The organism is Vibrio sp. 1557, assembly GCF_033340175.1.
Lineage (GTDB): Bacteria > Pseudomonadota > Gammaproteobacteria > Enterobacterales > Vibrionaceae > Vibrio > Vibrio alginolyticus.
This window is the reverse complement of the sequence record NZ_JAWOVZ010000268.1, coordinates 1-1,070: the sequence shown is the minus strand read 5'-3', so window position 1 is coordinate 1,070 and position 1,070 is coordinate 1. Positions and strand designations below refer to the sequence as shown.

Below are 1,070 nucleotides of genomic sequence, written 5' to 3'. Positions count from 1 at the left end.
TGGCAATGGCTATTGGTTATCCGGATCTGGTTTCTGTGTTTGCTGGTACAACCTTGAACCAGACAGGACAAGCCATTGAGATCATCGCGATGACAATGGGCGTTTATCTAACGCTGAGCTTGCTCACGTCTGCGTTAATGAACTTGTACAACCGCAAAGTTGCGCTGGTGGAGAGATAATATGAGTACACATCAATTTCAGCCCGATCTCCCGCCACCATCAAATACCGTTGGCGTGGTTGGGTGGTTACGCAAGAATTTGTTTAATGGCCCAGTCAACTCCATTGTCACGCTTATTCTTGCTTATATCGTTTTTAATGCGCTTTGGCACATTGTCGATTGGGCATTCATTAATGCTGACTGGATAGGCTCAACGCGTGATGACTGTCGCCGAGAAGGTGCATGCTGGGTGTTCATCAGTGTTCGCTGGGAGCAGTTCATGTACGGCTTCTACCCAGAAGCAGAACTTTGGCGCCCTCGCCTGTTTTACATCACGCTCGCGATTTTCACTGTGCTTCTTGCCTATGAAAAAACACCAAAACGCTTATGGATTTGGCTGTTCTTTGTCAACATCTATCCGTTTATCGTTGCTGCGCTTCTCTACGGTGGCGTGTTTGGCTTGGAGGTGGTTGAAACGCATAAATGGGGCGGATTGTTGGTCACACTGATCATCGCGCTTGTTGGTATTGTGGTTTCATTACCGATCGGTGTCGCACTGGCTCTAGGTAGACGCTCTGATATGCCCATCATACGCAGCATCTGTACGATTTACATTGAAGTATGGCGTGGCGTTCCACTGATTACCGTACTATTCATGGCGTCCGTTATGTTACCGCTGTTCTTAGCTGAAGGTTCCGAGACGGACAAACTTATTCGTGCCTTAATTGGTGTGGTCATGTTCAGCGCGGCTTACATGGCAGAAGTGGTACGTGGTGGTTTGCAAGCCATTCCAAAAGGACAATATGAAGCTGCCGATGCGTTAGGTTTGAGTTACTGGAAGAAAACAGGCCTGATCATTTTGCCACAGGCACTTAAGATCACCATTCCTTCCATCGTAAACACATTCATTGG

General features: G+C 47.6%; 1 protein-coding gene and 1 pseudogene. Both read left to right on the top strand.

Features of this window, described 5'->3' with window-relative positions:
* Positions 1–179: pseudogene (locus R7070_RS26405) on the top strand (amino acid ABC transporter permease); the annotation flags it as partial.
* Between the two features lies 1 nt (position 180).
* Positions 181–1,070: amino acid ABC transporter permease (locus R7070_RS26400; protein WP_318141544.1), on the top strand; the 890-nt coding region annotated here is incomplete at its 3' end.